The organism is Alphaproteobacteria bacterium, assembly GCA_033762625.1.
In the GTDB taxonomy this organism is placed as follows: Bacteria; Pseudomonadota; Alphaproteobacteria; order UBA9219; family RGZA01; genus RGZA01.
The window spans coordinates 22,545-46,286 of sequence record JANRLI010000013.1; the positions used below are offsets into that span (position 1 = coordinate 22,545).

The 23,742-nt window shown below is 47.8% G+C and carries 21 protein-coding genes; 11 read left to right on the forward strand and 10 right to left on the reverse strand.

The window, feature by feature from the left end:
- Complete coding sequence (gene hpnE, locus SFW65_07035; protein ID MDX1922864.1) at positions 1 to 1,272, forward strand: hydroxysqualene dehydroxylase HpnE; 1,272 nt, start codon at positions 1 to 3, stop codon at positions 1,270 to 1,272.
- Here hpnE and SFW65_07040 read toward each other — a convergent pair whose 3' ends face one another.
- From SFW65_07040 to SFW65_07070, 7 genes are all read right to left on the reverse strand, one after another.
- Positions 1,273 to 2,223: an alpha/beta fold hydrolase gene (locus SFW65_07040; protein MDX1922865.1), complete on the reverse strand. Its 951-nt coding sequence runs from the start codon at positions 2,221 to 2,223 to the stop codon at positions 1,273 to 1,275.
- A gap of 13 nt (positions 2,224 to 2,236) precedes the next feature.
- Entirely contained in the window at positions 2,237 to 2,944 is a 708-nt protein-coding gene (locus tag SFW65_07045; protein ID MDX1922866.1) for an MgtC/SapB family protein, read from the reverse strand.
- Positions 2,945 to 2,986: 42 nt separating this feature from the next.
- Positions 2,987 to 4,129 (reverse strand): FkbM family methyltransferase, encoded by a 1,143-nt coding sequence (locus SFW65_07050; GenBank protein MDX1922867.1) that lies wholly within the window; start codon positions 4,127 to 4,129, stop codon positions 2,987 to 2,989.
- On the reverse strand, positions 4,122 to 5,084 hold the full coding sequence (locus SFW65_07055; GenBank protein ID MDX1922868.1) for a ribonucleotide-diphosphate reductase subunit beta: 963 nt from the start codon (positions 5,082 to 5,084) through the stop codon (positions 4,122 to 4,124). Before SFW65_07055 ends, SFW65_07050 begins: the two co-directional genes overlap by 8 nt.
- A 151-nt stretch (positions 5,085 to 5,235) precedes the next feature.
- The gene (locus SFW65_07060; GenBank protein MDX1922869.1) at positions 5,236 to 5,559 is read right to left on the reverse strand and encodes a hypothetical protein; all 324 of its coding nucleotides are present in this window, start codon (positions 5,557 to 5,559) and stop codon (positions 5,236 to 5,238) included.
- 69 nt (positions 5,560 to 5,628) lie between these two features.
- Positions 5,629 to 7,542 carry a ribonucleoside-diphosphate reductase subunit alpha gene (locus tag SFW65_07065; protein MDX1922870.1) on the reverse strand — a complete coding sequence of 638 codons (1,914 nt, stop codon included), beginning with the start codon at positions 7,540 to 7,542 and terminating at the stop codon, positions 5,629 to 5,631.
- Positions 7,535 to 7,762 carry a hypothetical protein gene (locus SFW65_07070; protein MDX1922871.1) on the reverse strand — a complete coding sequence of 76 codons (228 nt, stop codon included), beginning with the start codon at positions 7,760 to 7,762 and terminating at the stop codon, positions 7,535 to 7,537. Before SFW65_07070 ends, SFW65_07065 begins: the two co-directional genes overlap by 8 nt.
- Before the next feature lie 873 nt (positions 7,763 to 8,635).
- Between SFW65_07070 and SFW65_07075 the strand changes: the two genes are divergently transcribed.
- The 4 genes from SFW65_07075 (at position 8,636) to hpnH (ending at position 12,441) form a co-directional block, all read left to right on the forward strand.
- A complete protein-coding gene (locus SFW65_07075) occupies positions 8,636 to 8,827 on the forward strand; it encodes a hypothetical protein (GenBank protein ID MDX1922872.1) in 192 nt (63 codons plus the stop codon).
- 380 nt (positions 8,828 to 9,207) lie between these two features.
- Positions 9,208 to 10,125, forward strand: coding sequence for a peptide chain release factor N(5)-glutamine methyltransferase (locus SFW65_07080; protein ID MDX1922873.1), 918 nt, complete (start codon positions 9,208 to 9,210; stop codon positions 10,123 to 10,125).
- A 133-nt stretch (positions 10,126 to 10,258) separates the two neighbouring features.
- On the forward strand, positions 10,259 to 11,221 hold the full coding sequence (gene ispH / locus SFW65_07085) for a 4-hydroxy-3-methylbut-2-enyl diphosphate reductase (protein MDX1922874.1): 963 nt from the start codon (positions 10,259 to 10,261) through the stop codon (positions 11,219 to 11,221).
- 26 nt (positions 11,222 to 11,247) lie between these two features.
- Positions 11,248 to 12,441 (forward strand): adenosyl-hopene transferase HpnH, encoded by a 1,194-nt coding sequence (gene hpnH / locus SFW65_07090; protein MDX1922875.1) that lies wholly within the window; start codon positions 11,248 to 11,250, stop codon positions 12,439 to 12,441.
- Here hpnH and SFW65_07095 read toward each other — a convergent pair whose 3' ends face one another.
- Positions 12,442 to 13,092, reverse strand: a complete 651-nt coding sequence (locus SFW65_07095) for a phosphorylase (protein MDX1922876.1) — start codon at positions 13,090 to 13,092, stop codon at positions 12,442 to 12,444.
- Positions 13,092 to 14,345, reverse strand: a complete 1,254-nt coding sequence (locus SFW65_07100) for a CNNM domain-containing protein (protein ID MDX1922877.1) — start codon at positions 14,343 to 14,345, stop codon at positions 13,092 to 13,094. Before SFW65_07100 ends, SFW65_07095 begins: the two co-directional genes overlap by 1 nt.
- A 165-nt stretch (positions 14,346 to 14,510) precedes the next feature.
- On the opposite strand from SFW65_07100, the gene shc reads away from it, so the two are divergent.
- The 6 genes from shc to SFW65_07130 all read left to right on the forward strand — a co-directional run bounded on the left by shc (position 14,511) and on the right by SFW65_07130 (position 22,373).
- Complete coding sequence (gene shc / locus SFW65_07105; protein MDX1922878.1) at positions 14,511 to 16,478, forward strand: squalene--hopene cyclase; 1,968 nt, start codon at positions 14,511 to 14,513, stop codon at positions 16,476 to 16,478.
- Positions 16,478 to 17,599, forward strand: coding sequence for a 4Fe-4S cluster-binding domain-containing protein (locus SFW65_07110; protein MDX1922879.1), 1,122 nt, complete (start codon positions 16,478 to 16,480; stop codon positions 17,597 to 17,599). Before shc ends, SFW65_07110 begins: the two co-directional genes overlap by 1 nt.
- A gap of 139 nt (positions 17,600 to 17,738) precedes the next feature.
- Positions 17,739 to 18,824 carry a hypothetical protein gene (locus SFW65_07115; GenBank protein ID MDX1922880.1) on the forward strand — a complete coding sequence of 362 codons (1,086 nt, stop codon included), beginning with the start codon at positions 17,739 to 17,741 and terminating at the stop codon, positions 18,822 to 18,824.
- Positions 18,825 to 18,874: 50 nt separating this feature from the next.
- Positions 18,875 to 19,513, forward strand: coding sequence for a uracil-DNA glycosylase (locus SFW65_07120; GenBank protein ID MDX1922881.1), 639 nt, complete (start codon positions 18,875 to 18,877; stop codon positions 19,511 to 19,513).
- A gap of 220 nt (positions 19,514 to 19,733) precedes the next feature.
- The gene (gene dxs / locus SFW65_07125) at positions 19,734 to 21,689 is read left to right on the forward strand and encodes a 1-deoxy-D-xylulose-5-phosphate synthase (GenBank protein MDX1922882.1); all 1,956 of its coding nucleotides are present in this window, start codon (positions 19,734 to 19,736) and stop codon (positions 21,687 to 21,689) included.
- A gap of 48 nt (positions 21,690 to 21,737) precedes the next feature.
- Positions 21,738 to 22,373, forward strand: coding sequence for an ABC transporter substrate-binding protein (locus SFW65_07130; protein MDX1922883.1), 636 nt, complete (start codon positions 21,738 to 21,740; stop codon positions 22,371 to 22,373).
- Between the two features lie 11 nt (positions 22,374 to 22,384).
- On the opposite strand, the gene SFW65_07135 is transcribed toward SFW65_07130, so the two are convergent.
- Positions 22,385 to 23,677 carry a hypothetical protein gene (locus SFW65_07135; protein ID MDX1922884.1) on the reverse strand — a complete coding sequence of 431 codons (1,293 nt, stop codon included), beginning with the start codon at positions 23,675 to 23,677 and terminating at the stop codon, positions 22,385 to 22,387.
- Between the last annotated feature and the right edge of the window lie 65 nt (positions 23,678 to 23,742).

The following is a 23,742-nucleotide window of genomic DNA, read 5'->3' on the forward strand; positions in this document are numbered from 1 at the left end:
ATGCCTGTTGGCACCATTCACATTATAGGGGCAGGGCTTGCCGGACTTTCAGCAGCGGTGCATTTAACAGCGTCGGGGCATAAGGTTGTGCTTTATGAGGCGGGGCAGCATGGCGGTGGGCGCTGCCGTTCGTACCATGATAAGGAATTGGATTGCCTGATTGATAACGGCAATCATCTGATGCTGTCATGCAATGAAGCGGCATTATCCTATTTAATGATGATTGGCGCGGAGGACACGTTACAGATTGCTTCAGCGCCCATTTTCCCGTTCATGGATATTCAAAGCGGAAAATGCTGGACAATCAGAATGGGGCAGGGGCGTTTTCCCGGCTGGGTGTTTGATAAAAATGCACGTGTTCCTGATACGAAGTGGAGCGATTATTTAGCAGCATTAAAACTAACATCGGCAGATCGCTGGGCGCATGTGGCGGATTGCGTGGATAAGAATTCGGTTTTATACCAGCGCTTCTGGCAGCCGCTGTGTGTTGCCATCATGAATACGCAAGCCCACGAAGCATCGGCGCAGGTGTTTGGCAATGTATTGCGTGAAGCATTTGGCGCTGGTGGTATTGGTTGCAAACCGGTCATTGTAAAAGAAGGGTTGTCGCAAAGTTTTGTGGATCCTGCTGAACGCTATTTAAAAGAACGCGGTGTGGCTATCCACTATGGCAAGCGCTTGCGAAGCCTAGAAATGGAGGCAGATGAAATCAAAACCTTGCATTTCGTTGATCAGGACGTGGGGCTTGAACATCTTGATTGGGTCGTGCTTGCGCTGCCCGCATGGGTCATTAATGATTTACTGCCAACAATACCAACGCCAATTCATTTCCGCAGCATTGTGAACGCGCATTTTAAAGTCTCTGTTGCGTCCAAAAGCGAAACAGGCATTCTGGGATTAATTGGCGGCGATGTGGAATGGATATTTGAAAAGCCAAATATGATTTCAACCACCACCAGCGCGGCTGAAAAAATTGTTGATAAATCTGCCGAAGAAATAGCAGCGCTGTTATGGGGCGATATTGCCAAGGTATATGGGCTTAATGTGCAGGAAATTCCACCTTATCGTATCGTAAAAGAAAAGCGCGCAACTTTTGCTGCAACACCTGAAGAAATCATCCGCAGGCCTGCAATTGCTGCGCGTAACACCAATCTTGTGGTATGCGGGGATTGGACCAATACGGGCCTGCCATCCACGATTGAAGGCGCCATTCGCTCCGGACGCAGCGCCGCTGAACAAATCATCCCCCCGCAAAATCTTGCCAAGATTTAATTAGCGTCCCATTTTTTCTTTTATACGTTCACGAATTTTATCTCGCAATTTGGTGCGAGGATTATCGATATTCGCATCTTTCGGCAAATCAACCTTGCCCATGCGGTTATCGTAATACAGCGCATGAACGTCATTAAGTTTTTCAATCAACAATTTTCCAGCCGATGCGTTACCTTTTAGGTAATAATCAAAAAACGCCAATGAATAGCTGGTGATGCTGTTATGAAATGTGGTCACAGAATCCACCCATGCGAAATGGGTCGCTCCATCCAGTATCATCAAATACTTATCAGGATGCGTATGCGCAAAGACACCATCCGCTTTTTTAAGGAACGGCGTGATGAGAATGTCTCTTGTGCCGCCTTGATACATGATAGGTACATTGATGCTGCTTATGGTGTTTTTGTTCAAAAACGGCGCGTTATGTGGGGATAATGCTAACACAGCTTTTATGTTATGGTTTTTCCAGCTCGGCCAAGCCCCGCCCATTCCCATCGCGACATAGCCGCCAAGTGAATGGCCAGCCAAACCCACATGTTCAAAATCGATGTGTTTCAGGAATAAATCATTTTTTACCATCAATTCTAAAAGAGTGTTTATATCATCTCTGCGGTCGGCATAGGTCGTATCATCCCATTCCTCTGGCTTGCCGAACGGGACGGAAGGTTGCATTTTTGCAGCCTTTCTATTGGAGCACCCGCTATCCTTATGGTTTACGGCTGCGACCCAAAACCCATCTTCTGCCAGTGCCCGTGCAAGATATTTGAAATTATCCGCGCAACCTGAAAAAGCGTGGGAAAGTACAATCAGCGGTGCCTTGCGCGCGGTTTCCGGTGACCAATAATAGATTTTTTTGCCTTCCAATTCGATGGTCTGCATCTCGCCGGTTATGCCCTCGGCGATAGCATTGAACGAGAAGCAGCAAAGCAGGAGAGCAACAAAGAAGCGCATTATCTACCAACCCCTAGTCACCAGAAGGCGCTATTTTAAATTCGTGAACAGTTTCCATGGCAATTAAATACTCGGCAAGACGTTTTACAGCAGTATGATCCTTGGTGCGGATAATAGATCGGTATTCTGAGATTTCACCATCATCAACGATGTGATAGCTGACATTCCCTATGCTGAACCCATGTGATTTGAGTACTTGACGCAACTGATCTTCCGGCATTCGGCTTTTTCGAGCGAAGCTGATGTTAAAATGCACATAGCTGTGTTTTGGCATCCAGCGTTCCACGCGGTGGAAGAGGGAGAGAATACCAATCGTTCCAAAGGTGGCGAGTGTGGCAGGAAAATAAAGCCCAACGCCAAATAAAATACCAATCGCTGCCGTTATCCAAATGGATGCGGCAGTGGTAAGCCCGCGCACGGTAAAGCCTTCTTTATAAATAACCCCTGCACCAAGAAAACCGATACCGGTCATAATGCCCTGTGCCATACGCGTAGGATCGGTCTTGATTACATCGGGAGTTGCTGTGCCCATCCATTCCAACTGGTTGACGGTAACAACCATCAATACGCTGGATGCGAGGCAGACAAGAGTGTGGGTGCGAAAGCCAGCAGGGCGGCCGTAATAGCTGCGCTCCAGTCCAATAAAGCCACCAGCAAGCATCGCAAAGCCGAGATGGCTGATGATTTTGATGTTTTCGTGCGTAAATAAAGTGTCGAGCATCTGCTAAGCTTAATCCTGCAGTAGAACGCAGCAAGGATTCGTTTAAAGGCTATAGGCCCGTAAACTCAACAGGCGAAATTCGGATGATTGCCAGCTGGTATTAATATTCTCTGCAACACATTGAAAATGGGTTTCGGTTGCTTCGTTGGCTTCGTGGATAAGGAGATGGATGATTTGCGGTTGCGGGCAGGCATGAATGCGCCGGCGCGTTGACACATAGTTATTCTTGGAATCAACAATTCCAACAGAGATTTCGCCTTTCAAAACCTCGACCATCAATTCTGCAACCCACTGCTTTTTCTTTTTTACATCGGTGATAAAGCGAATAGCCATTGCCGCAGTATTGGGTTGCGCGGCCGTTGTAACCACATGCAGCGGATTGTGGGGTGGTTGGGGGCAGGTCAGGATTTCAGTGGTTTTCAGCGGGAAATCTTCCGCCAACTCATAAAACCCTGTATTGCGGTCATTGATGGCGACGTGATTGTTTGAATAGATAAACTCGAATGATTGCGCATCATTCTTTTTCACCTCGCGCTTTAGAACGATGTTTTCCTTATCAAGTATCAGACCCGTGCGATAGCCGCGTGTTGCAAACCATTCCATTAACGCCATGCTGTCGGTTTGCCTTTGTAATAGCGCGGCGTTATTGAATTCGCAGATGATGGTTGGATTGAAGCTTTCGAGTACGTGCTGCGCGCCAATTAATACGTCCAGCTCATAACTATCGACATCAATTTTAATGCAATCGAGGCGGCCAATGTTGTGCTGGGCCACAAACGCATCAAGCGTGGTAAAAGGATAAACAGATTTCTCGGCTTCTTCGCCCCAGATACGAAAAATCTTGTCTTCTTTGGTTTCTACCCTGCTGCTAATCGCGGTGCGGTGAACATGCACATTCGTGCAATTGTTATGCGCCAGATTCTTATCCAGCATATCGGCCGTGCTGGTAGGCTCAAACGCGTGAACAATCCCGTTACTGGCAAGGCACGAAAACAAAATGCTGTAATAGCCAATATTGGCGCCAATATCGAATATCGTCCAATCAGGTTGGATATTCTGCGCACACCATTGCTTGGTCTGCATTTCGCAATCCGCGAAATAGACTTCAAATTGCGGGTAATAATCGACCAGTTCAATTGCCGCCTGACCTGGAACAGGCGTGCGGATGGTGCGAAGCTTACTCAAATGCCTCTTCCCAAGAACCCTGGGTGGCGGCTTTGGAATATTCGGTGGCGCGTGCTTCAAAGAAGTTGGCGTGTTCCATACCGTTGAGCATTTCATCCATCCACGGCAGCGGATTTTTATCGGTCTTGTAGATTGGTTGCAGGCCAAGCTGTGTTAAGCGGCGATCGGCAATATAGCGGATATAGTTTTTGACTTCTTGCGCGGTCAGACCTTCAATCGAACCCATTTCAAATGCCAGATCGATAAACGCATCTTCGTGGTGAACAATGGTATCGCAGGATTTGTAAAGTTCCTTTTGGAATTCATCGGTCCATACGTTCTGGTTTTCTTCAATGAAGCTGCGGAACAGACGGATGATGGATTGGCAGTGCAGGGTTTCATCGCGCACCGACCATGTCACGATTTGCCCCATGCCCTTCATTTTATTGAAGCGCGGGAAGTTCATGAGAATCGCGAAAGAGGCAAATAATTGTAGGCCTTCGGTAAAGGCACCGAATACAGCAAGGGTAAGGGCGATTTGCGTGGGATTGTCCACGTTGAAGCCCTGCATGTAATCGTACTTATCCTTCATTTCCTTGTATTTGAGGAATGCGGAATATTCAGCCTCGGGCATGCCGATGGTATCCAGCAAATGGGAATAAGCGGCAATGTGCACGGTTTCCATATTCGAAAACGCCGCCAGCATCATGCATACTTCGGTTGGCTTAAACACACGGCTGTAGTGGCGCATATAGCAATTATTCACTTCGACGTCAGCCTGCGTGAAAAAACGGAAAATTTGCGTCAGCAAATTCTGTTCACCGGGCGTCAACTTCTTGTGCCAATCCTTCACGTCATCCGCGAGCGGAACTTCTTCGGGCAACCAATGGAGTTGCTGTTGTTTTTGCCATGCTTCATACGCCCAAGGGTAACGGAATGGCTTATAGACAGGATTTGCGGTGAGAAGATTAGACATGGTGCGGCTGTATTCCTGTAGTGATATAGAGTGTTTTTGAAATGTATGCTCATAGCATAAGCCATGAACGTACGCGGTTCTCCTGTAAAACGTAGCTTGGGGCTAGATTCGTGTCAGTTTAGTGTGAACTTCTTGGGGGGTAGTTTGTGGGTTATTCGCTATCGATTTTGCCAGCACGTTGCAAACGACCAAGAATATCAAGGCACCACTCAACTTCTACTTCGGCAAGCTGTGTTTTTTCTTGGTCGGAGTACTGGGCTTTTTGCTCATGGGCAATATGGCGGAACATGCGCAATGCTTCGAACGCAGCCAGATAAGACATATCGCGGCCTTCCTGTGTAAGTTCAGGAAGCTTTTCGCCAAGTTGTTTTTTAACGGCTTTTTGCAACAGGGCAGAGGTATCAACCAGAATTTCCTGACGGAAACCCATCATGGTGTTTGGAGTATGTGGAAGAAGCGATGATGATTTTTCCATTTTGTACTCTTTCTCTACGCTTTTTGAGTTTTTAACCAACTGTACATACCCGTTAACAAATTGAGTATATCACTGACAGGCTAGGCATTCCTCGTATTTATTACTTTCATCATTATTTTCATGATTTTGAGGCTGAGTCATTGCTGCTGCTGCACTTGCAAGAGCGAGACCAACCCCCATCGGCAGGCGTGGTTCGTCATTTGCCGCATATTTGGCAGGGCCTGAAGCGCTGAAGTTAACCTTTGCCGATTCTACGCTTTCCGCGCGTTGGATAGAACGTGAGCGGCAGTAATAAAGGCTCTTCACGCCTTTCTTCCATGCCTGGAAGTGGATTTGGTGCAGGTCTTTCTTATGAACATTTGCAGGTAAGAAAATGTTCAAGCTTTGCGCCTGACAAATGAACGGTGCGCGGTCACCGGCCAGTTCAATTACCCAGCGTTGATCAATTTCAAATGCAGTTTTGAAAACAGTTTTTTCATGCTCATCAAGGAAGTCGAGATGCTGCACGGAGCCTTCGTTTGTCGTGATGCTGCTCCATGTCGCTTCATCATTACGGCCATGTTTTTCTAAAGCTGCTTCCAAATACTTGTTGCGAACAGGGAAGGAGCCGGAGAGTGTTTTATGGGTAAATGAGTTTCCAACGATAGGCTCAATACCGGGTGATGCACCGCCGCAGATGATGGAGATGGATGCGGTTGGAGCAATCGCAATCTTGTTGGAGAAGCGTTCCATGATGCCGTAATCCTTGGCATCGGGGCATGGACCTTTGGTTTCAGCAAGCATTTGCGATGCCGCATCTGCATTGCGCTTGATGTGGCTGAACATGCGTTTGTTCCACACCTTTGCCATTACGGATTCCCAAGGAACATTTTGGGCCTGAAGGAATGAATGAAAACCCATCACGCCCAAACCGATAGAGCGTTCACGCATCGCTGCGTATTTTGCACGGCTCATATGGCTTGGTGCTTTTTCAATAAAGTCTTGCAAAACATTATCAAGGAAACGCAAGCAATCGGAAATAAAGGTCGGATGGTCTTGCCATTCCAGGAAATATTCCAGATTAAGCGAGGAGAGGCAGCATACCGCCGTGCGTTGTTCACCAAAACGGTCAATACCTGTTGGCAGGGTAATTTCACTGCACAGGTTTGACATCTTTACGTTCAAACCTGCAAGCTTGTGGTGTTCAGGGATGGCGCGGTTCACATGGTCGATGAACAACATGTAGGGTTCGCCCGTTTCGATACGTGCGGTTAAAATACGAATCCACAAGCCACGTGCGGAAATACGGCGGATGATGCTGCCATCTTTCGGGCTGGTTAAACCCCATTCTTCATCGTTTTCAACGGCGCGCATGAACGCATCGGGGATCACGATACCGTGATGCAGGTTAAGGGATTTGCGGTTTGAATCGCCACCGGTTGGGCGACGCATTTCGATGAATTCTTCGATTTCAGGATGACTGACCGGTAGATAAGTTGCAGCAGAGCCGCGGCGCAAGCTGCCCTGACTGATAGCAAGGGTAAGTGCATCCATCACTTTGATGAATGGCATAATTCCTGATGTTTTACCGCCGCCCTTCACCTTTTCGCCGATGGAGCGCAGATTACCCCAATAGCTGCCGATACCGCCGCCATTGGATGCCAGCCACACGTTTTCGTTCCAAAGGCCAACAATACCATCAAGGCTGTCGGATGCTTCGTTCAGGAAGCAGGAAATGGGCAGGCCACGTTCGGTGCCGCCATTGCTGAGCACGGGGGTGGCAGGCATGAACCATAGATTGCTAATGTAATCGTACATACGCTGCGCATGCGCCGTATCATCGGCATATTGCATGGAAACACGCGCGAACATGTCCTGCGGGTCTTCGTTTTGGATCAAATAGCGGTCAGCAAGCGTGGCCTGACCAAATGCGGTCAAACGACTATTGCGTGAGCGATCAATAATGACTTTAGGGCCTTGTTCAACCTGTACGATATCAAACATGTGCCTGTTCTCCTATGAACGAATCAAAACGAAAAGTTAAGTCTGCGGCAAAAGCAAAGAGCAGCAAAGTCTTGTTTTTGCTATGATTTTGTGTGGTTTTTGATGGTATTCTGCCGGAAAAAATACCCTTCGCTTCAAACAGGGTCGCAAGTACATCATTCAGGGGAAGTCCCCAGCTTTCTGCACAGCTCTGTTGAATGGTTGGGTTGGTGTTTTTCACTGGTTTTCCTATTGGCAGAGAGGTAGTGCGTTTAAATTCTTAATTTTATCCACGGCCTTGTACTAAATGACTGTGGATAAGTTCAAAACATACCACATCTTGTGTTGAACGGAACGCATCATACCAAACATAGTCCCCCTGTCACCTCCTAAACACACCATTCCGCATACAGAAAAATGCAGGATTAAGGGTGGAGGTCGTTTGATTTTGTTCAAAAAAAGGCAGACTCAAATTCCGAATTTCTTGTGGAAGAAATCAGGAAATCAAAAAAAGTAAAAACCATAGATGGAAAGTGCTTGAAGATTTTCAGACATCGTCTGCGTTCAATAAATACCGATATAATACACAAAACACAGCGCTGGGTTAGAAAACCTCGAACCAAAATGATGATAAGAATCCAAACAGAATCCGTTCAGAATCCAACATCAGTATGATTCAACCGCAGCCACTAATGACATAGTGCGCTTAGATAGTTTTCCGAATGCCAGTGCAGTGGGGGGAGTAGGCGGGCTTCTCTATAAGAATGTGCTGCACACTGGTTATGCGTTTTGTATGTCAGTTTATGTAAGTCCCATGGAATATTTATTGGCATTTTCCGGGTGATTGGATGTGATTAAAGGCATAGCTCCTTCAGATTCCAGCATATTTCTGGAATCGGCAGAGATTCTCAAAATCCTGGTTTGTTCTTCTATTTAATGAAATATTAACCAAGCTGTAACAAGATGTGGTCACTCGCAGATGTGGATAACTCTATATCTGGTAGCCTTAGAACAAATATAAAACAATAGCTTGGGTTGTTGATAGAATCGGTTTTAAGCAGGAATTCGATAAATAGGACGGGTCAAAAAGAATAAACGTGGAAGGACACAAACCATGGATACAGATTTTAAATCGCTTGAAAAGCGTTATGGCACCTCACTCGCGATGAAGATTTGCGAGGAGATTGCGAAAGCCGAGCAACGCCATTTCAATTATTATAACGCTAACATTGCCCTCCGCTCGATGAAGCGAATGACCGATTATGATTCCGATTATCTGGAAATACCCCAAAGCCGCGTTGCGTAACTATCGGTTTTTATAACCAAACCATTCAAAAAGGCCATTTTACCAGTGTTTTCCTCAATAAAATCCACAATAAGTTAATATATTAATCTTTATAGCTCTTTTTTCTGACCCTTTTGATTAGTTTTGTGTTGATTTTTATATCCGGTTCCATTACAAAACAGTCCGCACGGTGAGTGATACTTAAGCCGTGCTTTTTTAGCTTTTAGATTCTGCGTTTGGGATGTGGTCCTGCTTAGACGCAATTTGTGAGTAGGACTTGTTTCCTTATTTATTTATCTATCCCAAAAGCAAAACTTTTATAACCCCGGTGGCTTATGCCCCGGGGATTTTTTTGGCGGATTTTTTTGTTTTATTAAACCGCTCTGTGCTAACCCACATCTATGAATACATTTCGCCAAATGCTTCAAGACGCAACGCAACGCTTACAGGTTGCCGGTGTGTATAGCCCTGATGCGGATGCAGCCATTATCATCAGTGCCATTTTGAAAACTACGCGCGAGCATTTGAAAGATCGGCTTGATGAAACCGTGCCCCCGGATGTGCATGCCAAAATAATCGAAGCCGTACAGCAACGTGAAAACCGTGTGCCGATTGCGCGCATATTCGGCCATACCATGTTTCGCGGGATCAGTATTAAAACGGGGGATGGTGTGTTTGAGCCCTGCATTGAAACCGAGACGCTAATTGAGCATCTGCATTTGGTATTAGAAAAAAATCCGCATAAGGGCGGGCTGCGCGTTCTTGATATTGGAACCGGAACAGGTTGCTTATTATTGTCTGCGCTGAATGAAGTGCCGCACGCTACAGGCGTTGGCGTTGATATCGCCGATGAAGCGGTGGCGCTGGCCGCACAAAATGCGGTGGCAAGCGGAGTAGGCGTGCGCGCCGAATTCCGTAAAAGCAACTGGATAGAAGATATAACGGAGACGTTTGATATTGTCCTATGCAACCCGCCTTTTGTTCCAAGCGAACTCATCGCTACGCTTGTCCCTGAAGTGAAATCGCATGATCCCAAAGCATCGCTGGATGGCGGGAAAGATGGGTTGCGGTTTTATCGACAGCTGACCCGTGATTTTTTGAAGGTTAGCCATGCTGGCAGCATTGGCATATTCCATGTCAGCATGACCTTCATCGAACAGGTAAAGCGCATTTTCCAAAAAGCCGGATATGAAAGCGTGGAGGTGTGCCGGAACTATTACGGTGTGCCTATGGGTATCATTGTGATGCGGGATAGTTACTGTGAGACTCAGAACATATGGCAACAAATTGCCAGAATGTTTGCTTCAAAGAACCGCTAACCCTTGAAAAAGATTAAGCTATCTACCATTTGCCTTGCAAAGGCGAGTTATGCTAGTTAATTGACCCACTTGATTAAATACTGTATCAATTTGGTACTGATTAAATATGGGGCATTCGCTCCACGGAGAATGTATGAAAGTTATTCTGGCACAACCACGCGGTTTTTGCGCAGGCGTTGAACGTGCGATTGAAATTGTAGAAGAAGCGCTGCTGCGTTTTGGCCCGCCCGTTTATGTGCGCCATGAAATCGTACACAACCCGCATGTGGTTGATCGTCTGCGTCAAAAAGGCGCCATCTTTGTTCAGGAAACGGATGAAATCCCGCAAGGCGCGATTACCATTTTCAGTGCGCACGGTGTTGCTGAAGCTGTTGAAGATCACGCAAAAACCCGCGGCCTCGAAATCATTGATGCGACCTGCCCGCTGGTTTCCAAGGTGCATACCGAAGGCCAGCGTTACACCAAGATGGGGCTCGAAATCATCCTGATTGGTCATGAAGGCCATCCGGAAATTGAAGGCACACTGGGCCGCGTTCCAGGAAAAATCCATCTGATTTCCGAAGTTGAAGACGTTGCCGATTTGCAAGTATCGGATCCTGAGAAACTGGCATACATCACTCAGACTACACTCAGCGTTGATGATACAAGAGAGGTGATTGAAGCGTTGCAAAAACGCTTCCCGGCGATTATTGGCCCATCCACCAAGGATATTTGTTATGCAACGCAAAACCGCCAAGCAGCAGTGCGTGATTTGTCAAAGCACGCTGATGTGGTTCTGGTGATTGGTGCGCATAACTCATCCAACTCCAACCGTCTTCGCGAATTGGCTGAGGAGCATGGCATCCCATCCTATCTGATTGAAGATGCCAGTAAGCTGAAACCCGAATGGCTCAAAGGCAAAAAGGCGGTGGGTATTACTGCTGGTGCTTCTGCGCCGGAAGATTTGGTTCAGGATTTAATCGAAGCCATTCGCAAGATTGAACCGGTTGAAGTTGAACTGCTTGATGGTGTTCAGGAAAATGTGAAATTCCGTTTGCCATTGTCCCTTACCAAGGCTGAACCCCGCGCAGAACGGTCCGCGCAAGGCGCTGCTTAATCATTCTATTATAATTCGAGGTTTTAATGTCAGTACCACTACAGCAACAAATCGACGTTGGTTCTTATATTATGGGCCAACACATCAGTGCATTCTTCAAAGGCAAGAAGGCGCGTTATCCCTTGGTGTTGATGCTGGAGCCATTGTTCCGTTGCAACCTTGCTTGCGCTGGCTGCGGTAAAATCGATTACCCGGATGCGATTTTAAACCAACGTATTTCCGTTGAAGATTGCCTTGCTGCAGCGGATGAATGCGGCGCGCCAATCGTTGTATTGGCAGGCGGTGAACCATTGCTGCACAAAGATGCCAAAGCAATCGTGGAAGGGTTGCTGGCCAAGGGCAAGTGGGTAACACTTTGCACCAACGCATTGCTGCTGGAAAAGAAAATTGATCAATTCAAGCCACACCCACGTTTCAACTGGTCGGTGCATTTGGATGGTGCGAAGGAAGAACACGATCGCAGTGTATGCCAACAAGGTGTTTACGAAAAAGCGGTTGCCGCGATTAAAATTGCACAAGACAAAAACTTCCGCGTGAACATCAATGCGACCTTCTTTAAAGGTATCGCGCCAGAAAAAATTGCCAACTTCTTTGATGATGTCATGGCGCTTGGCGTAAACGCGATGACCATTTCCCCAGGTTATGCGTATGAACGTGCGCCAGACCAAGAACACTTCTTGAACCGCAAGGCGACCAAGGAATTGTTCCGCGATGTGTTCCGCATGGGCAAAGAACGCGCATCCCAAGGCAAGCAGAAATGGCGTTTTAGCCAATCCAGCCTGTTCATGGATTTTCTTGCTGGTAATCAGGAATATCATTGCACCCCATGGGGCAATCCAACGCGCACCGTATTCGGTTGGCAGCGTCCATGCTATTTGCTGGGCGAAGGCTATACCCAAACCTTCAAGCAATTGATGGAAGAAACCGAATGGGATAAATACGGTACCGGCAATTACGAAAAATGTGCTGATTGCATGGTGCATTCCGGTTTTGAAGCAACAGCAGTTATGGATTCCGTGAAGAACCCGTTGAAGGCATTGCAAGCCGCATTGCACGGTCCAAAGACCGAAGGTGAAATGGCGCCTGAAATCTCGCTCGCGAACCAACGCCCTGCTGAATACGTATTCAGCCGTCACGTTGAAAACCGCATGGCGAAGATTGAAGAGGATGCAAAGGCCAAGAACGCCGCTGTATCACGTTCTGCTGAAGCTGCCGAATAATTAAAGTTTAGCTATAACCGCATCGAGTTGTTTGAGCGCAATGCCTGTGTGCTTGAACAGCTTCATCAATGCGGGAATTTGCAAGGGGTTGCGTAGCAGGCTTTTGTAAACCGCATTCATGTTGTTTGTGCCATCGGGATTGATGCCGTTTAATGCGGCGTCCGGAAAGCTATCATTCACGCTATCACTTACCCCGCGTAGTACCGCAAACGGCAGGTTATGTTTGTTTGCAACCTGCGCTACTACATGGCTTTCCATATCCACAATCAGGCAGGATGTTTGAACATGCAGCTGCTTTTTTTCTTCCGGCGTTGGCACCAGAACGGTGCTGCCATAGACGCCGCCCGATAGCGCATAATTTGCAGCAGTTATGAAGCGTGAAACCAGCCCAGTTTCGCAACGCCATGTTTGGCCGCCTTTTCCGGCGACATGGCTTGCAACAACAATATTATGGCTACCTAAATCCGGCGCTAATGCGCCAGCCACGCCAAAGCTAACCAGCGCTTTTGCGCCACGTTGAACAAGACTTTCCGCACGTTCAAAGGCGAGGGCTTCGACTGCGCCGCTGCATGCCACATGCTGCGTCAGTTTGCGTGCAACCATCGCTTCTGCTTCAAACCCGCAAAGGATGCCAATGGCTTTATTGTCCATTACGAAGTCTTCCGTATTCTGATTTTGACTTTGGAAATCTGCTTTTGTTTGCGTGCCAATACCTGAAATGCAAACGGGTCGAAATAGATCGTCTCGCCGGGTTCTGGAATGCGCTCGGCTACATGAATGATAAAACCTGCGATGGTGGTTGCGTTTTCGTCCGATAATTCCCAGCCCATTTCACGGTTAAGCTCACGAATGGGAAAGCGGCCATCAATAATAATACTGCCATCGGGCTGGGCCTTGGGAACGGCGAGGGCATTGAACTGGCCCTTGTCATAATGGCCAACAATTTCTTCCAGAATATCGGCAAGGGTAAGCATGCCCTGCAATACGCCGTATTCGTCAATCACAAATGCAACGCGCACATCGCGAGCCCGGAAACTGCTTAGCTGGTCAAGCAGCCCGGTAGTATTTGGAATAAACCACGGCGTTGCAACGATATTAGCAACATCAATTCCTGCTGTGCTGCCTTCACGAATGGCAAGTTCGCTGATTAGTTTGCGCGCATCAATGACGCCAACAATGTCTTCCGGTGTTTTGCCCCATAATGGAACTTGGCTATGTTTTGCATCCAGCAATGCTTTAATCAGCGTGTCAGCGGGTAGGGCTGATGAAACACTAACCATATCGCGGCGGTGGGTCATTACATCGGCAACCGTCATTTCTTTTAAATCAACCACAGCGTGAAGCATGCTGGCGGTTGCTTGGCTAGCGCCGAGAATATCGGCATGCATATCAATCACGCCGCGGATTTCCTGTTCCGCGTTTTCTTCAATCTCGACATCCTGTTTGGCAAGTTTAAATGGCTTGAGAATGAAATTGATAATCGCGCGGCACACCATGGTGATGGGCACAAGAATAAACACTAGCAATTGTGCAAAGGGTGCAAGGAGCAACGCGGTGCCGTCTGGGCGTTGTAGCGCAACCGTTTTTGGCAGTATTTCAACAAACAGTACAATCAACACCGACATAATGGCGGTGGCGTATGCCAAGCCCGCTTCGCCAAAAGCATCAATCATCGCAGCGGTCGTCAGGGCGGATGAGACAACATTAATAACATTGTACCCCACCAGAATAGCACCAATCAGCAAATCGGGCTGGCGCATAATACGGTTAACTAACGCTGCGCGTTTACTCCCTTCGTTTTCGAGAGTGAGCATGCGCGGCTTGGAGCAGGAGGTAAACGCGGTTTCAGCGGCCGATAGTAAGGCAGAGATAAACAACAGCAGCGCAATTGCCAATGAAAGCATAAGATGGTCATGGGTCATGCGACGTAGTATGGCATGTTAAATTTTCAGAACAAGGCCATCGCTGCCAAATCATCAAAAATTGAAGCGATTAGACCCCTCTATAAACCAGTAGCTTTATTGGCTTTTTTTGGCTATTTTGCCTTTTTTTAATTGCTAGGAACGGGCATGTACACTCAGCCATTACGTAAGGAAAAGAATCTGGCCGATGCGGCGGGCTTCAGCATCGATGATGTTGCCAAGGGCGTGGATAACGCGCGCGATGCGTTACTTAAACTCCAAAAGGCGGATGGCCACTGGGCATTCCCATTGGAAGCCGATGCGACCATTCCTGCTGAATACATTTTGCTACAACATTTTCTGGATGAGATAAACCAGCCGCTGCATGACAAGATGGCGGTCTATTTACGTAATGACCAATCGAATGTGCATGATGGATGGGCACTGTTTCATGGCGGCGATTTCAATATCAGTACCAGTGTGAAGGCGTATTTCGCATTGAAGGCCGCAGGCGATAGCGCTGATGCGCCGCATATGATCCGTGGGCGTGATGCGATTTTAAAACATGGCGGCCTTGCCAAATGCAATGTATTTACCCGCATTCAATTGGCATTATTCGGCATTTTGCCTTGGCATGCTGTGCCGGTCATGCCGATAGAAATTATGGTGCTGCCGCGTTGGTTTCCATTTCATTTATCAAAAGTGGCGTATTGGTCACGCACCGTGATTGTGCCATTGCTGGTTTTGATGACGTTAAAGCCGCAAGCTGTCAATCCAAAGAAAATTACATTGGATGAATTATTCGTTGCGCCACCTGAAACGGTGAAAGATTGGAATTCGAATGAAACCAAATCCATACTCAACCCCATTTTTCGTGTACTGGACGATGTGCTGCGTTTCTTTGAACCCTACATGCCAAAGGGGCTTCGGCAGTACTCGATTGACAAGGCGGTTGCCTTTGTAAAGGAGCGCCTGAATGGCGAAGATGGTCTTGGCGCGATTTATCCCGCTATGGCAAATGTGGTGATGATGTATTCCGCGCTGGGTTATGATAAAAATCATCCAGACCGCGTCATTGCAACCAAAGCCGTTGATAATCTGGTGATTGAAGAAAAAACCAGCGCTTATTGCCAGCCATGTTTCTCACCCATTTGGGATACAGCGCTCATGGCGCATGCCATGCTGGAAGACGGCAGCCCGGAAGCAATTGCGGCAACAAGGCGTGCAGCAGAATGGCTCAAAAAACTCCAGGTATTAGATGTCGTTGGCGATTGGGCAAATTGGCGCCCGAATGTTCGCCCAGGCGGTTGGGCCTTCCAATATAACAATGCGTATTATCCAGATTTGGATGATACCGCTGTGGTTGTTATGGCAATGGATAGATTGGATAGCGCCAAATACCGCGAAGCCATTGAGCGCGGCACGGAATGGGTATTGGGTCTGCAAAGCAAAAATGGTGGTTGGGGCGCATTTGATGCTGACAACACCTATTACTATCTCAACCACATTCCGTTTGCTGACCATGGCGCATTGCTTGATCCACCAAGCGCGGACGTGACAGCACGTTGTTTGGGTATGCTTGCGCAGCTGGGTTACAAAATTGACCATCCTGCGGTTGCAGCCAGCATTGCTTACCTGCGTAAAGAACAGGAAAAAGAAGGTTGCTGGTTTGGCCGTTGGGGCACGAACTATATTTACGGTACATGGTCGGTACTGAACGCTCTAAACGCGATTGGTATAGGCAAGAATGATTTGATGGTTCGCCGTGCTATTAACTGGCTTGTATCCAAGCAACGCGACGATGGCGGTTGGGGCGAGGATGGCGCAAGCTATTGGAGCGATCAGCCGAAAGGTGAGGGCAAGGTAAGCACGCCTGCGCAAACCGCTTGGGCTATTCTTGGGTTGATGGCATTTGGTGAAATCGACAGCGATGCTGTGAATAAGGGCATAAACTACTTGCTCAAAACACAAACGCCGGAAGGCCTGTGGAACGAGGATTATTACACCGCTGTTGGATTCCCAAAGGTGTTTTATCTTCGCTATCACGGCTATAAGGCGTTCTTCCCGCAATGGGCGCTGGCACGCTATAAAACGCTAAAAAACAGCAATGCATCACAAACCATGTTTGGAATGTAATGTTAGTCGCGCAGCGTCAATTCATTGATACGCAAGAAGACCGCAATACAGCCTATGCTGCATTAGCCAAGACACATGGCTTGTTATCGGTAAAAGTTACGCCATTCTATCAAAGAAAAATTGATCAGGAAGTTGCAGCGCTTGGCCATTACGAAGGGCCGTTGGCGCGCACGGTATATCCCAGCGCTGAACGTCTTACACTTCGTGCACCGGGAGAAGTGGCGGATTGGGTCGATGACCGCAGTAATATGGAAGATGATGCGAAAGATATTTTTATTCAAAAATATCCTGACCGCGTGTTGTTTACACCGACATCCACCTGCGCTGCGCATTGCCTCTATTGTTTCCGTCAGGATGTGCTAAGCCAACAAAAAACTGCACCGCGTCCAAGCATCGAACAGCAATGCGATGCGCTGATAAAGCATTTAAAAGCGCATCCGGAAGTGTATGAAGTGATTTTATCGGGCGGCGATCCGCTCACGCTTTCATACGGTGATTTGCAAACCATTTTTGAAAAAATTGCGACTGTAAAAACAGTAACCGATGTGCGAATTCACACACGTGTACCGATTTTTTCTCCCGCGGCATTGAAGAATGATGATAAATTGGCTCTGTTTGCAAAACATAATGTGCGGATGATTTTGCACAGCGTGCATCCTTATGAAATTTGTGATGAGGTGGCTGCGTTGCTGGAGCGCATGCATGCGCATGGTATTCGGTTATACAACCATTTTCCTATGCTACGTCATGTAAATGACCATGCGGATGTGTTATTGGAACTGATGCAAAAACTCGAAGCGCATCATGTAAAAACACTTTCCATTTATGTGCCTGAACCCATCAATTTTTCTGCTACTTACCGTATTTCCTATGACCGCATGTGCGCGATCATTGATGAGGTGAATGTGCGTGCATCTGCTTGGTTAAACAGTTTCCGATTTTGTTTGGATAGCCCGTTTGGGAAAGTGCGCCGCGAAAACCTCAAGATGCGCGATAGGCTGAGCCAGCGTTTAGTCTTTATGCGTGAAAACCAGCGGATTGATTATCCTGACTTTCCAGCCAGCATGGATAGACCAGGAAATATCAAAACCATGTTGTGGAAGATGAAGAAAGCCACCTAAGCCTTTGATGCTTTTAGATTGTTAAAGAAACAATAACGCAGAAATTGCAGTTAAAATTAAATAACCATTAGCACCCAACCAGTACACTAATCCTTATATTTTGCACACTTAGCGAAGACGAATTTCTATAGGATTACCTGTGGCGGATAATAAACCGTACATCCCAAATATGGATGGCCCGATTACGAACGATCTGATTGCGGCGTTCGATGCGCGCGTGCCTATTCGTGAGATGTCGAATGCTTGGGGTGTCTTTAGTGATATCTATCGGGATTATAGATTATTGCGTGGATACAAAGATCCAGATCCTACGGGTGCTGAAGCGGTTGCAAAGGCAGGTAGCTATTACAACATCTCCGCGCGCGAAGCTCAAGCTTTTGTTCAAGCGTATGATAGCATTTCGGGTGCTGCAAATCTAACGGAACGTATCTCGCAAGCATTGATTCAAAGTGAGGTAGCTAGGTTGCAAGCACGTGCACTTGATGCTGAGGAACTGACAACACCAACAAGTGCACCGTCATCTGCTCCATCTAGCGCGCCATCAAGTGCTCCATCAAGTACGCCATCAAGTGCTCCATCAAGTACGCCGTCCAGTGCACCAACAAGTACACTTTCAACTACGGCGATATCAGCACCCGGATGGAATGGCCCTTATAAGTTAACTGACAGACCAGAAATTACATTGGAGAGCCTTGCGGCAAGTACGCAGGCATCTGCGGTGCCATCCAGCGCGCCTTCTTCGGTACCATCCAGCGCGCCTTCTTCGGCACCATCTGAAGTTCCATCGAATGCTCCCTCTTCAGTTCCATCTGCTTCGCCACAACAACGCCCAACAGCCGTCTATGATCAGTTCAGAGATAATCTTGCGCGCGCAGTGGGGACACCGAATGAAACAGACCTTTACCGGGCAGCAGAAGCATTTGGCAAAGCTCATACAGCCGCACTGCGTGGTAAGGGATTGCATTTGACAGTGGAAGAACGCCAGAAATTCCAGCAATTCCTGTATGATTACGGTTATTACAAAGGTCAATTGACGCGGGAACAATTTACAGCTGGGCATTTTGGTCCTGAAACCAACATTGCTGCACGTGCTTTGCAAAAAGCAACCTTTGAAGCACAGCAGCAGTTATCCATGAATGCACCAGGCCGTACATTCAAAGATGGTATTCTGGGTGTAGAAACGGCGCGGCAATTTGAACGCCGTAATTTGCCGCCAAGCGCATAGCACCTACCCCTTTATTGACAGCGTTTGCACATCCGTTGCAAAGTGCGGCAATGTCCAAATCGCAACTCCAACAAACCCAAAATCTTTTTCCGCAACATGGCACTGATGACCAGCTTCCATTTGTTGACTATCAATTTCCTACACAAAAAAGTGACCGTGGATTATTGGTGGTAGTGGGTGAGGCGCCTGGCGCAAATGAAGTAAAGCAGGGTAGGCCGTTTGTAGGACGTAGCGGGCAATTGCTGGAAAAAAATATGCAGAGCGCCGGTATTGTGCGGGCATCTATTCTGGTTGCAAATGTGTTCCGTTTCCAGCCGCCCAAAAATAAAGTCGATCATTTTTTCTCCTCCATTCGCGGCGCAATCGAGCGCGGGGAGGAGATTGAAGAAAAATATGGCCGCTTTGCCAGCAAATATGTTTTAAAAAAATATGCAGGTGAACTTGAGCATCTGGGTGAAACGCTTCGCGCCAAAAAACCAAAAGCGATTATCACGCTGGGCCGCACACCGCTTTGGGCGCTCACCGGTTTGGAAGGAATTTTGAACATTCGCGGACAGCAACAGGATTGCCGCCTTGCACCGGGCATTCCGGTCATTCCGACCTATCATCCCAGTTATATCATTCGTGGAAACTGGGATTGCGAGTCTGTGTTGGAAGGTGATTTAAAAAAGGCGCTGGCGTTAACTTAAACGCGATTATTTCAAGAACTTAATGGCAACAAAGTGCCTGAAACACCACAATAAATGTAGTCTTTAACGCTTTTTTCCCATGCAAGCATTTCATTTGCTTGCTTTTTAAGCACCGCTTTCGTTAAGGTCAGCACTTCGTATCAAGCCGTAAGATTCCCAGTAAAATTCTGAGTGAATCCCATCAGTTTGTTAACTTTTATTTTAGTAGTGGAGCGCATACGTGCCAAATCCTTCAACTAATCCACATCATAAAACCCCACTTCTGGACACCATTATTATTCCAGAAGACATGCGCAAACTGGCGCCTGAGCAATTGCAGCAAGTTGCTGACGAACTCCGCGCGGAAACCATCGACACTGTGTCAACTACAGGTGGTCACTTGGGCGCTGGATTAGGCGTTGTGGAGCTTACTGTTGCATTGCACTACGTGTTTAATACGCCGGACGACAGATTAATTTGGGACGTTGGTCACCAAGCATACCCGCATAAGATTTTGACAGGTCGCCGTGACCGTATTCGCACGCTGCGTCAAGGTGGCGGCTTATCCGGTTTTACCAAGCGCAGCGAAAGCGAATATGACCCATTTGGTGCGGCGCATAGCTCCACCTCAATCTCTGCTGGTTTAGGGATGTCGGTTGCGCGCGACGTATTGCAAAAACCAAATCACGTTATTGCAGTTATTGGCGATGGTTCTATCAGCGCGGGTATGGCGTACGAAGCAATGAACAACGCAGGCGCTATGCGCAGCAAGCTTATCGTTATCCTGAATGATAACAACATGTCGATTGCGCCGCCAACCGGCGCGCTCAGCGCATACCTGTCACGTATCGTGTCGTCCAAGGAATATCGCGGTCTACGCAATCTTGCCAAAGACATGTCGAAGATTTTCCCCAAACCTGTTCGCGAAGCAGCGCGCAAGGCTGAATCCTATGCGCGTGGCATGGTGACCGGTGGAACCTTGTTTGAAGAATTAGGTTTTTATTATGTAGGCCCGATTGATGGTCATAACCTAGACCACCTATTGCCTGTGCTTGAAAATATCCGCGATGATGCAGATCCCGGTCCGGTTTTGATTCACGTCGTAACCCAAAAGGGTAAAGGCTTTGCGCCAGCATTAACCGCTGCTGATAAATGCCATGCCGTTAACAAGTTTGATGTCGTAACAGGCGAACAGGTCAAGGTAAAAGCATCTGCCCCAACCTATACGCGTGTTTATGCTGACGCACTGATTAAAGAAGCGGAAGCTGATGACAAGGTGGTGGCAGTTACCGCCGCAATGCCATCAGGTACTGGTATTGATATATTCGAAAAGCGTTTTCCGCAGCGTACCTTTGACGTTGGTATTGCTGAACAACACGCGGTTACCTTCGCTGCTGGACTTGCAACCGAAGGCTTGAAGCCGTTCTGCACCATCTATTCGACATTCTTGCAGCGCGGTTATGACCAAGTGGTGCATGACGTAGCAATGCAAAAGCTACCCGTGCGCTTCATGATGGATCGTGCAGGCTTGGTTGGCGCGGATGGTTACACCCATGCGGGCGCATTTGATCTTGCCTATCTTGGTTGCTTGCCGAACATGATGTTGATGGCGCCAAGTGATGAAGCCGAATTGTTCCATATGGTTGCAACTGCTGCGGCCTATAACGAAGGACCATGCGGTGTACGTTACCCACGCGGTGAAGGTTACGGCGTTCAATTGCCCGAACGTGGTCAGGTTTTAGAAATTGGTAAAGGTCGCATCATCCGTGAAGGTACACGCGTTGCGATTTTAAGCCTTGGCACACGCCTGCAGGAATCATTGAAAGCTGCTGATGAGCTGGCCGCGCAAGGTCTTACCACCACCGTTGCGGATGCACGTTTTGCCAAGCCGTTTGATAAAGAACTCGTTCGTCAATTGGCCGCGGAGCATGAAGTGCTCATTACCATTGAAGAGGGTTCAGTGGGCGGCTTTGGCTCGCACATTTCGCATTTCTTGGCGAATGAAGGGCTGCTCGATAATGGCCTGAAGCTACGCACCATGACATTGCCGGATATCTTCCAGGATCATGACAATCCTGTGAAACAGTATGACGAAGCGCAATTGAACGCGAAGCATATTGTTGCAACCGCGCGTGCGGCGATTGGCAATGCAGCTGCTGGTGGTAATGTGCAGCGTTTTGCCAAAGTTCGGGCATAATTGTCGTTTAAACCGTTTTTTACTTAAACCTTTTCAGGAGTATTTGTGATGCGCTTATTTGGTCTGTTGATCGTGATGATGCTTGGAATTGCAATGCCTGGCCATGCGGCCCGCGTTCAGGAAGTTGCGATGCGTCCACCCGCTGCAGCTAAGCAAAGTGCAAGTGAAGTCATCAGCAATTTTTATCGTACCTTGGAAGTGGTGATGAAAGAAGGCGATAAGCTTGGGTTTGAAGGCCGAGCACATAAACTGGAAGAAGCTGTTACGAGAACCTTCAGCGCAAGCGATATGACTCGCGTATCCTATGGTCCGTCATGGGTACAGGCTTCGCCGGAACAAAAAGATAAGCTAACCCGTGCTTTTCACAACTTCACCGTTGCGAATTACGCAAGCCAGTTCAAAACCTATGATGGCGAAGAATTCACTGTAACTGGTGAAAAACCAGCGCCAAATGCCAATCAACGAATTGTTGAAACCACATTGAAAAGCGGCAAAGACACTCACCAGCTCAATTACTTGATGGTCAACAACGGTAATGGTTGGCAAGTAGCCGATGTATTCGTGGACGGCGCGATTAGTGAAATGGCAACTCGCCGTTCCGAATTCGGTTCGGTTATTCGTGCCAGTGGCGCAGATGGCTTGCTGAACGTGCTGGAACAAAAGAGCAAACAGCTCGCGCAGTAATAACCACTAATTTAAGCTTGTAAGTTCCAGTTTCTGTAAGTGATGCGAGGGCGTTGGCCGCTGGCTCTGCGTACTTTGCCACTGCGTACAGGACGGTTTGGAATGGTTTCCCCATGCGGCGTTCTTAATGCCGCAAGATTGCGGCGGCCTGATCCTGATTTAGGAAGCTGATCAATTCTGCGTTGTAGCTTTTCAACAGGTGTGACCCCGCCAAAAATGATTTGCGGTGCAGGAACATAACTGCGCACAGGCGTGATGGATGGCATCGCAGCATGCGGTATCGTTACTACTGCATGACTGCGGCGCAGGAATGCCGGCAGTTTAATAGGCCATGGTGTTGGTTTGCCGGATATTTTCTTTGTATCTTCAATGCGCGCAACAAGAAAGTTCGTTAAGCTTGAAGCTGAGGCGAGGAGGAAGTTCATATTCATAACACCTTGTGTCGCGGCGATGGTTGCAGCGATCGTGGTCATTCCTGTGCCTGCCAATACGCGGCCAAATGAACCACCCCAATTCGAATAACCAGCAACGCGCGCTGCCTGAAATGCAGCCGTGGTCACAAATAATGCGGAGCCAATAAGCACGGGAACTTTTGTTGCTGCGGCATATAATGTTTGGGTTAGAGTGCTGCCAGCCTCAGCAGTCATGATAATACCCATGCCCAGCATGCTGATACCCCCCAGCATAGGCGGGAAATGTGTGCGCTGTGCCCATTTGCGGCCAATCGTCCGTTCTAAAAAACGGCCGTAAGCAGTATTGAACAGCGCAGTTTCAGGATCATTACCTTTGTTGACTGCATCGGTTCGTAATCCCTGTAGCCAGTTGGATAAACCGCTAAAGCCTCCATACCATGCTCCAGCGATCATTGGCATGGCCGTCCCCGATAACATTGAAAGGGCGCCAAATGCAAGCAGCGATAGACCTACCGCCTTTTGGGTTTTGATGGCACTTAGATTATTGTTCGAATAGGCCTCGGGTAAATATTTGCCAAGTTTGGGAAACAAAATCGGCAGTCGTAACACAATATTATAAGCGGTTACAGCCGTGGCAAGACCGATGATGATTGGTATGGGCGCAACACCAATAAACGGTAAAGCTGCGCCCCATCCAAATTTTGTTCCAATAATTGCGTAGAAAACAGGCGGATGAAAACTATTCAACATCCCCACATCAAGTACTTTGAGAAGCTTTTGCCATGCTGGTTTATTTTCTAGGCGGCGATATTGGGTAAGGATGTTTTCAGCAACCCCAACTGTGGTTGACCACACTGTGGTGGGTGCTGGTGAAGCGGGCGCGCTGCTCATAATGATCCTGAAAAATCAATTAAAAATAATGATGTTTTATATTCAGCCAAAAGGCTTCCGGCAAC